Annotated in this window: 10 protein-coding genes and 1 pseudogene; 4 read left to right on the top strand and 7 right to left on the bottom strand. The window is 75.5% G+C overall.

The features are described 5' to 3' along the window. Nucleotides 1-323 precede the first annotated feature (323 nt). A complete protein-coding gene (locus ABZ641_RS18495) occupies nt 324-872 on the top strand; it encodes a PTS fructose transporter subunit IIA (RefSeq protein ID WP_359983063.1) in 549 nt (182 codons plus the stop codon). 92 nt (nt 873-964) lie between these two features. After that, entirely contained in the window at nt 965-1,894 is a 930-nt protein-coding gene (locus tag ABZ641_RS18490) for an NAD-dependent epimerase/dehydratase family protein (protein WP_344625040.1), read from the top strand. On the opposite strand, the gene ABZ641_RS18485 is transcribed toward ABZ641_RS18490, so the two are convergent. The 6 genes from ABZ641_RS18485 to ABZ641_RS18460 form a co-directional block, all read right to left on the bottom strand. Continuing rightward, nucleotides 1,881-2,372, bottom strand: coding sequence for an NUDIX domain-containing protein (locus tag ABZ641_RS18485; RefSeq protein WP_344625041.1), 492 nt, complete (start codon nt 2,370-2,372; stop codon nt 1,881-1,883). The two genes, ABZ641_RS18490 and ABZ641_RS18485, sit on opposite strands and share 14 nt — an antisense overlap. Nucleotides 2,373-2,420: 48 nt before the next feature. Continuing rightward, nucleotides 2,421-3,044 carry a NeuD/PglB/VioB family sugar acetyltransferase gene (locus tag ABZ641_RS18480; protein WP_359983060.1) on the bottom strand — a complete coding sequence of 208 codons (624 nt, stop codon included), beginning with the start codon at nt 3,042-3,044 and terminating at the stop codon, nt 2,421-2,423. A 7-nt stretch (nt 3,045-3,051) separates the two neighbouring features. Beyond that, the gene (locus ABZ641_RS18475; protein ID WP_344625043.1) at nt 3,052-3,744 is read right to left on the bottom strand and encodes a sugar transferase; all 693 of its coding nucleotides are present in this window, start codon (nt 3,742-3,744) and stop codon (nt 3,052-3,054) included. A 38-nt stretch (nt 3,745-3,782) separates the two neighbouring features. Next, a complete protein-coding gene (locus ABZ641_RS18470; protein WP_359983057.1) occupies nt 3,783-4,976 on the bottom strand; it encodes a glycosyltransferase in 1,194 nt (397 codons plus the stop codon). Continuing rightward, the gene (locus ABZ641_RS18465) at nt 4,969-5,802 is read right to left on the bottom strand and encodes a polysaccharide deacetylase family protein (RefSeq protein WP_359983054.1); all 834 of its coding nucleotides are present in this window, start codon (nt 5,800-5,802) and stop codon (nt 4,969-4,971) included. Before ABZ641_RS18465 ends, ABZ641_RS18470 begins: the two co-directional genes overlap by 8 nt. 266 nt (nt 5,803-6,068) lie before the next feature. Beyond that, nucleotides 6,069-6,326 carry a hypothetical protein gene (locus ABZ641_RS18460; protein WP_344625046.1) on the bottom strand — a complete coding sequence of 86 codons (258 nt, stop codon included), beginning with the start codon at nt 6,324-6,326 and terminating at the stop codon, nt 6,069-6,071. 297 nt (nt 6,327-6,623) lie between these two features. On the opposite strand from ABZ641_RS18460, the gene ABZ641_RS18455 reads away from it, so the two are divergent. Continuing rightward, nucleotides 6,624-7,310 carry a DegT/DnrJ/EryC1/StrS family aminotransferase gene (locus tag ABZ641_RS18455; RefSeq protein WP_359983051.1) on the top strand — a complete coding sequence of 229 codons (687 nt, stop codon included), beginning with the start codon at nt 6,624-6,626 and terminating at the stop codon, nt 7,308-7,310. After that, the gene (locus ABZ641_RS18450; protein ID WP_359983048.1) at nt 7,307-8,437 is read left to right on the top strand and encodes a DegT/DnrJ/EryC1/StrS family aminotransferase; all 1,131 of its coding nucleotides are present in this window, start codon (nt 7,307-7,309) and stop codon (nt 8,435-8,437) included. Before ABZ641_RS18455 ends, ABZ641_RS18450 begins: the two co-directional genes overlap by 4 nt. Here ABZ641_RS18450 and ABZ641_RS18445 read toward each other — a convergent pair. After that, a pseudogene (locus ABZ641_RS18445) lies at nt 8,374-8,916 on the bottom strand (long-chain fatty acid--CoA ligase); the annotation flags it as partial. The gene ABZ641_RS18450 and the pseudogene ABZ641_RS18445 overlap by 64 nt on opposite strands.

The following is an 8,916-nucleotide window of genomic DNA, read 5'->3' as shown; positions in this document are numbered from 1 at the left end:
CGAAGGCGATCTGGACGTCTCCGACGCCCTGGCTGCTGGAGAGCCACTCCGCCCCGCCGAGGTCGAGTCTCGGCTTCGGCATGCGCCCCGCGCCGGTCACCGTGTCGGTCGCCATCCCCTGCTCCTTCCGCTGTCGTCCGGGCTCCAATGTAGCCAGCGGCCGGTCGGCGGCGGGGCGACTTCGGTCCGCGGGCGGGCGATGCGGCGGATCGTCCGCCGGGCGGCGGCCGGCTGTGGTAGACACGGCCGCCATTGGCCCGTCCGGCGGCACGGGGCTGCGAGAGTGGTGCCCGCACGATCGTTCAGCCTCCAGGGAGCAGCCGATGGACCGCCGGGCCGGCACGCGCGCCGATGTGATCCCGATCTCCGACGCCCCGTCAGCCCCGGGCGCCGGGTCGGCGACCGCGACCCGGCCGGCGCCGGTGCCCCGGCCGACCCGGCCGGCGGGGCACGGCCGGGTGGGGGTGGTGCTGGTCTCGCACAGCCAGGAGCTGGCGCTGGCGGTGCGCCGGCTCGCGCTGACGCTGTCCGGCAGCGACGACCCGGCGCCGGTGTCGGCGACCGGCGGCACCCCGGACGACGGCCTCGGCACCAGCGCCGTCCTGGTGGTGGCCGCCGCCCGGCGGGTCGACCAGGGGCACGGGGTGGCCGTCCTCTCCGACCTGGGCAGCGCGGTCACCACGGTGCTGGCGCTGCTGGCCGACGCGGACGAGCACGGGCTGCCCTTCCCGGTGCGGTTCGCCGACGCACCGTTCGTGGAGGGCGCGGTGGCGGCCGTGGTCACCGCGACGGCCGGGGGCGACCTGGCGGCCGTGCTGGACGCGGCCGAGGAGACGTACCGGCAGCACAAGACCGGTCGGCCCCATTTGTGACGGAACGCCCTCCCGGCGGCTCGGCGCGCCGCTAGCATCGGCCGGGAGCGCGGGGCGGGGAGAGGCTCCGGCCGAACGGGGGGAGTCCCAGCATGCGCGTGGTCGTCACCGGCGGAGCCGGCTTCATCGGCGCCAACCTCGTCCGGGAGCTGCTGGCCCGCCCGGAGGTCGCGGAGGTCCGGGTGGTGGACGACCTGTCCACCGGCGACAAGGCGAACCTGGACGGCCTCGGCGTGACGCTGCACCAGGGCACGGTCCTGGACGCGGCGCTGCTGGACGAGGCCTTCGCGGGCGCCGACGCCGTGGTGCACCTGGCCGCGCTGCCCTCGGTGCCCCGCTCGGTGAAGGACCCGCTGGCCAGCCACCACGCCAACGCCACCGGCACCCTGGAGGTGCTGGAGGCCGCCCGCCGCGCCGGCGGGCTGTACGTGGCGGCGGCGTCCTCCTCCTCGGTGTACGGGGCCAACCGGGAGCTGCCCAAGCGCGAGACCATGCGCACCGCACCGATGAGCCCGTACGCGGTGAGCAAGCTGGCCACCGAGGCGTACCTGGCGGCCTACCACCACTGCTACGGGCTGGGTGTGCTGCCGCTGCGCTTCTTCAACGTCTTCGGCCCGCTGCAGCCCGCCGGGCACGCGTACGCCGCGGTGGTGCCGGCCTTCCTGGACGCGGCGCTGGCCGGCCGTCCGCTGACGGTGCACGGGGACGGCGGGCAGAGCCGGGACTTCACCTACGTCGGGACGGTCGCCCAGGTGCTCACCGAGGCGGTGCTGCGCCGGGTCGTCCACCCGGACCCGGTGAACCTGGCGTTCGGCACCCGGACGACGCTGATGGAGCTGGTCGGCGAGCTGGGCTCGGTGCTCGGCCGGCCGCTGGAGACCGAGCACACCGAGCCGCGGGCCGGGGACGTCCGGGACTCGCAGGCCGACAACGGGCGGCTGCGCGAGCTGTTCCCGGACGTCCGGGCGGTGCCGCTGCGGGAGGGCCTGGAGCGCACCGCGGAGTGGTTCAGCTCCCGCTGACCTGCGGCTCGAAGGAGAAGACGGTGTGCTCGGCGCCGGCCAGGGCGAGCGCCAGCCGGTGCCGGGCGTAGTCGTCGAGCGGCGGCAGCGCGTCCGGGGCGAACCAGCCGACCTCCAGCGACTCGTCGTCGTTCACCCGCGCCTCGCCGGCCAGCAGCCGGCAGCGGAAGGTGAGGTCGAGGTACTGGGCCCGGTCGCCGTTGGGGTACTCCAGCAGCGGGGAGACGGTCACCGAGGTGAGCCGCTCGGGCTCGACGCTCACCCCGGTCTCCTCCAGCACCTCCCGGGCGAGGCCCTCGGCGGGCTGCTCGCCCGGGTCGAGGATGCCGCCGATCAGTGCCCACCGGCCGTTGTCGCTGCGGCGGTTGAGCAGGACGCGGCCCTGCCCGTCGACGATCACGGCGGCGACGCCGGAGAGCCAGAGCGGGCGGGTGCCGACGAGGGCACGGAGATCGGCGAGGAAGCTCGGAATGGCCATGGCCCGACCCTAACCCGCCGGGCCCGGCCGGGCCTTCGCCTGCCGGAGTCAGCCCCCGGCGGGGCGCGGCAGCGGCCGGGCCGGGGAGCCGACCACGACGGTGCCGGGCGGGACGTCCCGGGTGACCACGGCGGCCGCGCCGACGAAGGCGTCCTCGCCGACCGTCCGGCCCTGCAGCACCACGGCGTTGGAGCCGACGGTGGCGCCGTCGGCGAGCCGGACGGACCCGGAGACGTTGCCGCCGGGGTAGACGGTGACCCGCTCCCCCAGCACCGCGTCGTGGCCGACGGTGGCGTTGTAGTGCACCTGACTGTGCGCGCCGAGCCGGACGCCGCTGGAGACGTACGCGCCGCCCATCACCAGGCAGCCGGGGGCGAGTTCGGTCTCCGGTGCGATCAGCGCCCGCGGGTGGACGAGCACGGTGGGCTCGCCGCCGGCCGCGTCCAGCAGGGCGGCGAGGCGCAGCCGGACGTGCGGGTCGGCGATGCCGACCAGGTAGTGGCTGCCGGGCGGCAGGTCCTCGGGGGCGAGCACCTTGAGTCCGCGGACCTCGGTGCCGCGAGCCCGGTCGTCGAGGAAGCCGGCCACCGGGACGCCGGCCGCGAGTGCGGTGTCGAGTGCCTCGCGGCCGACGCCCCCGGCGCCGGCGATCCAGAGCTGGGCTTCGGTCATGGCTCCATCATCGGCCTGCGGCGGCGGGTGAGACGGCGGACGGGGCGGCCTCCTCGGCCTCCCGCGGGGCGATCAGCGGGACGACCACCCGCACCGGCGGCTCGGCCGGGACGGGGAAGCCGGGGTTGACGCCGCCCGCCGCGGTGATGCCGGCGGGCCGGAGCAGCACCTTGACCGTCAGCAGCAGGATGCGCAGGTCGAGCAGGAGCGAGCGGTGCTCGACGTACCAGAGGTCGAGTTCGATCCGCTCCGGCCAGGTGATCGAGTTGCGGCCCCGGACCTGGGCCCAGCCGGTGAGGCCGGGGCGGACGGCGAGTCGGCCGCGCTGGCGGTCGGTGTAGTGGACGACCTGTTCCGGCAGGGTCGGCCGGGGGCCGATGACGCCCATCTCCCCACGGGCGACGTTCCACAACTGGGGCAGTTCGTCGAGGCTGGTGGTGCGCAGGAAGGTGCCGAGCCGGGTGATCCGTGGAGCGTCCGGCTCGTCGGCGTAACGTTTCTCCCGCATGGTGCGGAACTTCAGGATGTCGAACTCCTTGCCGTGCCGTCCGGTGCGGGTCTGCCGGAACAGCACCGGGCCCCCCATGGTGCAGCGGATCAGCACGACGATCAGCAGGCCGAGCGGGACCGCGACGATCCCCGCAGCCGCGGCGATCAGCAGATCGCCGCCGCGCCTGATACCTCCCCCAACGGGCTGCATGCTCTCCCCCCAACGGGTGTGGTGGTGTGGACGGGCCCTCAGCCGACCGTCCAGGGCAGACCCCTGACCCTGGCCACGGCCGCGTAGGTCTCCAGCGAGACCCGGGCCACCGCACGCTGGTCGAACTCGGCGAGCGCCCGCGCGCGGGCCGCCGCTCCGAGCCGCGCGCGCAGGTCCGGCCCGGTGAGGAGCCGGTCCAGCGCGGTGGTGAGCGCCCGGGCGTCCCCGGGCGGTGCGAGCAGCAGGTGCTCGCCGTCGGTGCCGATCTCCCGGCAGCCGCGGATGTCGCTCAGCACCATCGGCAGGCCGCCGGCCGCGGCCTCCATGGCGGAGCGCGAGAAGCCCTCGCGGTGGGACGGCAGGACGAAGACGTCCAGTGCCGCGTACAGCTCCGGCATGTCGGAGCGGGCGCCGAGGAAGTCGATGCCGCTCTCGGCGCCGTCCAGCGCGTCCGGCTTGTCCGGGTCGGGCGGGCCGATCCAGACGAAGCGGGCCTTGCCGGCGAGTGCCCGGGCCGCCTCCGCGAACTCCCGGATGCCCTTCTCGGCGACCTGCCGGCCGACCCCGCCGACCAGCAGCTCGTCGTCGGCGACGCCGAGTGCGGCGCGCAGCCGGGCGCGGTCGGCCGAGCGGTCCGCGGTGAAGCGGGTGAGGTCGACGCCGTTGCCCACCACCCGTGAGCGGTACCGGGGCACCGCGCGGGCGAGGGTCCGCCGGTCCTCGGCGTTCTGGTACAGCTCGGCGTGCGAGAAGCGGCCCGCGACGGCCTCCGCGCCGAGCACGAAGGCGCGCTTCGCCAGCGGGTCGTGCGCCTGCGCCCACAGCCCGTGGCAGGTGTTCACCACCACCGGCACCCGGGCCAGCCTGCCGAGCACCCGGCCGAGCACGCCGGTCTTCGGGTTGTGGGTGTGCAGCACGTCCGGCTCGATCCGGCGCAGCACCGCCAGCAGCTCCCGCCCGGCGGCGGCGTCCGCCCGCGGGTGCCAGGCGCGGGTCAGTGCGTGCAGCGGCTCGTGCCGCACGCCGATCGCCTCCAGCTGGGGAACGTACGGGCCGGGTGCGCTGATGCCGTACGTCTCGAAGCCGGCCTCCAGGTCGACCTTGAGCTCGGTGGCGAGCAGCAGCTGCAGGCTCATGTCGACGGTGGTCAGGTGGGCGACCCGCAGCGGGCGGCCGTCGGGGCCGCGCAGCCGGGGTGCGGGACGCGGGGCGCCGGCGGCGGACTCAGGCACGGGCGCCCACCGCCTTGGCGGCGGCCACGATCCGGGCGTAGGCGCGCTCGGGGACCAGCCGGCCGTAGAGCTTGGCGCGGAAGAAGTCGATCGGGTCGGTGCGGCGGACGGGCACCCGGCAGAACCGGGCCGGGTCGGAGCCGGGCAGGTTGCGGCCGACCTCGCCGGTGGAGGCCGTCCGGAACCGGGCGCGCAGCGCGACCGCCATGTGCGGCACGGGCACGCCCCAGGTGTAGGCGAAGTGCCGCGGCCGGGTGCCGAGCCGCTCCTCGACGTCGTCGTTGCAGCCGTCCAGTTCGGCCGTGGTGAGCAGCACCGGCCGGGCGTGGCTGCGGGTGTGGTTGGCGACGGTGCACAGGCCGGAGTCGGCCATCTCGCGCAGCTGCGCCCAGCTGAGGCCGGGTGCGGCCGGGCCCTTCGCGGTGGAGCCCTCCCAGCGCATCTCCCCGCCGACGTGGCCGCTGGCCAGGTAGACGGTGAAGGGCAGGCCGCGTTCCTTGAGCAGCGGCCAGGCCCGCTCGTACACGTCGGCGAAGCCGTCGTCGAAGGTGAGCACGGTGCTGGGGGTGCGGCGGCCGGCGGCCAGCCGGTCGGTGGCCTCGTCGATGGAGACCACCCGGCCGGGCGGCAGGTCGGCGAGCAGGTCCAGCTGGGCGGTGAAGTCGGCGGTGGCGACGTCCAGCTCGTCGGCGGTGCCGCCGCCGATCCGGTGGTAGATGAGGTAGGTGGCGCCCTCGCCCGGCACGGAGCCGGCGGCGCGGGCCAGGCCGCGCTTCAGCGTGGTGCGGAATCCTCCGGCGGCCGCGGGCGCGGCGGTCGTCCCCATCGTTCTCCCCTCCGCGGCGCCCTCCCCGGCGCCGTCCGACCGGCCCCTGCCCGGCGGTGGTCGAGGCCCGGGCGGGAACCACAGTAGGGGGAAGTGTGGGGCTGCTGCCCGAGAATTGTGAAAGAAGCGCGCAGGTGGGCCGAAAACCGGCCTGTCCGGTCATTCCGGTGGCGTTCTCGGCCGGAAATCGGCGGGATACCGCGGAAAGCACCGCGGGCGCCGGACATCGGCGTCCGGAATTCGGTCGGGCTGCTCCGACCGGGGCGTCAGCCGACCCTGGCCGGCCCGCGCAGCACGGCCACCGCGACCCGCGCCAGGAGCACCACGCCCGCGGCGAGGCAGCCGGCGACGGACATCACCCAGGCCGGGCCGCCGGTGTCCGGCACCAGCACCGCCACCAGGATGCCCACCGCGATGCAGGCCCCACCGACCGCCGTGAGCAGCAGCTTGTGGCGCTCGATCGCGCATCCGCTCCACATCCGCGCCCAGCGGGTCACCGCATCGTGACGATCCGTGTGCACCATGTCCTCCACGCTACTCGGGCGCCCCGCGACGGGCCTACCGCCAGTGTCCACGAGAGGCCCGGAAAGGCGCCCGCGCACGCCGGACGAAATTTCGCCGAGCGCCGTACAACCATCCGTCGGGCCCGATGGTCTCCATTACATTGAGCGATCCAGGAGCCGTCCGCGGCCGGGCAGGGAGTCCCCGGCAACGGACCGGATCACACCGGGGGCGGAGCCGCCGCACCCGGGGTCGGAGGCCGGGCTCCGCCTGCCGACGGTACCGCCACGCCGCGCTGCGGCGACCGAGGGGGGAACCGCGTGCCGTACTCCGAGTCCACGACCGTCAGCGATTCCACGACCGTCACCACCCCGCCGACCACCACCGCCCTGCGCGAGGCGGTGCACGCCCGCGGCAAGGCACCGCTGCGCGACCGCGGCAGCTGGCTGCGGCTCACCCCCGCCCAGGCGCTCTTCCGGGCCCGGGCCGCCCAGCGGCTCGCCGTCCTCGCCTACCACGGGGTCACCGACCCCCGGTCCTTCGGCGCCCAGCTCGACCGGATGCGGCGCCTCGCCAACCCCGTCTCGCTCGCCGACGTCGAGCGGGCCGTCACCGAGGGCCGGCCGCTGCCGCCCCGGTCCGTACTGATCACCTTCGACGACGCCGACCGCTCCGTGTTCACCCACGCCCTGCCGATGCTCGCCGCCCGCGGCATCCCGGCCGCCGCCTTCGTGATCGCCGAGCTGATCGGCACCGACCGGCCCTTCTGGTGGCACGAGGCCGCCCACCTCGCCCGGCACGGCGTGCAGACCGAGACGTACTACCCGACCCCGCTCCACCTGCAGCCCTGCTTCGCCGCACTCGGCCACCGGCCCGGCGACTTCCCGCACGCCGAGGCCGCCTGCGAACGCGCCCTCGCCCTCCCGCTCCACCCGGACCTCACCGACGACGACCTGGACCGGGTCTGCGACCTCGTCCGCGACTTCCACCACGGAAGGCAGCCATGATCCCGTTCTTCCCGCCGGACCTCTTCGAGGAGGACCGCGAGCTGCTCCTCGACGTCGTCCACGAGGTCGCCACCGATCCCACCCAGAAGTTCATCCTCGGCGAGCGCACCGCCCGCTTCGAGGACCTGCTCAAGGCCGGGCTGGGCGCCGCCGACGTGGTCGCCTGCGGCAGCGGCACCACCGCCCTCACCCTCGTCCTGATGGCGATGGACATCGGACCCGGCGACGAGGTGGTCGTCCCCGCGTACGGCTGCGCCCCGCTCGCCAACACCGTCCTCGGCCTCGGCGCCGTCCCGGTGTTCGCCGACATCGACCCCGTCACCCTGGTGATGGACCCGGACGGCGCCGAGGCGCTCCTCACCGGGCGGACGAGGGTGCTGATGCCCGCCCACATGTTCTCGGTGATGGCCGACATGCCGCGGATGCGCGTCCTCGCCGACCGGTACGGGCTGCGGCTGCTGGAGGACTCCGCCGTCGCCCAGGGCGCCGTCCTCGACGGCCGCCCGGCCGGCACCTGGGGCGACGCGGGCGTGTACTCCTTCGTCCAGGTGAAGTCCTTCGGCGGCCCCGGCGAGGGCGGCGCGATCGTCACCCCCAATCCCGAACTCGGCCGCACTGTCCGGATGCTGCGCAACCACGGCCAGGACGGCGTGCACCGCTTCCGGCATCACCGGATCGGCCTGAACAGCCGCTTCGACGAGGTGCTCGCGGCCTTCCAGATCCGCCGACTGCCCGGCCTCGCCCGCCGGATCGCCCGCCGCGCGGAGATCGCCGCCTACTACACCGAGCGCTTCACCCCGCTCGCCGAGCAGGGCGTCACCCCGCCGCCGCCCGGCACCAACGGCCGCTGCTACTACGTCTACTCACTGCTCGCCGAGCGCCGGGACGAGCTCAAGCGGCACCTCGCCGCGCACGGCGTGGACAGCCACGTGTACTACCCGCTGGCACTGCCGCACCAGCCGGCCTTCGCGCACTGCGCCCCCGAGGGGCGGCGCTGGCCGAACGCGGAACGGGCCGCCCGGCAGAGCCTGGCGATCCCGGTCTACCCGCATCTGACGGACGCTCAGGTCGAGTCGGTGGCCGACGCGGTCTGTGCCTTCGCCGCCCTGGCGGCGCCCGTCCGCTGAGCACCGACGGGGAGCCGGGCGGCGGCCGCCAGCACCGAGAGCGCCCGCCGGTCCGGTTTCCCGGTGCTGCCGACCGGGAGCCGCTCCAGCAGCAGCAGGTGTTCCGGCAGCTTGTACCGCTCCAGCCCGCAGTCCTCCGCCAGGAAGCCGGTCAGGTCGGCCAGCGCGAGGCCGACCGCCGCGGCCCGCGGCACGACGCAGGCGCACATCCGCTCGCCCAGGTCCTGATCGGGCACCGGCACGCACACCGCCTCGGCCACCGCCGGATGGCCGTCCAGCAGCCGTTCGACCTCGGCCGTGCCGATCGACACCCCGCCGCGGTTCACCATCTGCTTGATCCGCGACACCACCCGGAGCTGCCCGTCCGCCTCCAGCACGCCGAGGTCGCCGGCCCGCGCCCAGCCGCCGTCCACCCGCTGCCGGGCGTCCAGCGCGGGCGCCCCCACGTGGCAGAGCGGGCTCATCGGGCCGCGTGCCTG

Source organism: Kitasatospora sp. NPDC007106, assembly GCF_040634455.1.
GTDB classification, from domain to species: domain Bacteria; phylum Actinomycetota; class Actinomycetes; order Streptomycetales; family Streptomycetaceae; genus Kitasatospora; species Kitasatospora arboriphila.
This window is presented reverse-complemented; position numbering and strand designations above follow the sequence as displayed.

Excerpts from the sequence above, each read along its gene's own strand:
- ABZ641_RS18495 (WP_359983063.1), top strand. The coding sequence starts at position 324 with ATGGACCGCCGGGCCGGCACGCGCGCCGATGTGATCCCGATCTCCGAC.
- ABZ641_RS18490 (WP_344625040.1), top strand. The coding sequence starts at position 965 with ATGCGCGTGGTCGTCACCGGCGGAGCCGGCTTCATCGGCGCCAACCTC.
- ABZ641_RS18485 (WP_344625041.1), bottom strand. The coding sequence starts at position 2,372 with ATGGCCATTCCGAGCTTCCTCGCCGATCTCCGTGCCCTCGTCGGCACC.
- ABZ641_RS18480 (WP_359983060.1), bottom strand. The coding sequence starts at position 3,044 with ATGACCGAAGCCCAGCTCTGGATCGCCGGCGCCGGGGGCGTCGGCCGC.
- ABZ641_RS18475 (WP_344625043.1), bottom strand. The coding sequence starts at position 3,744 with ATGCAGCCCGTTGGGGGAGGTATCAGGCGCGGCGGCGATCTGCTGATC.
- ABZ641_RS18465 (WP_359983054.1), bottom strand. The coding sequence starts at position 5,802 with ATGGGGACGACCGCCGCGCCCGCGGCCGCCGGAGGATTCCGCACCACG.
- ABZ641_RS18460 (WP_344625046.1), bottom strand. The coding sequence starts at position 6,326 with ATGGTGCACACGGATCGTCACGATGCGGTGACCCGCTGGGCGCGGATG.
- ABZ641_RS18450 (WP_359983048.1), top strand. The coding sequence starts at position 7,307 with ATGATCCCGTTCTTCCCGCCGGACCTCTTCGAGGAGGACCGCGAGCTG.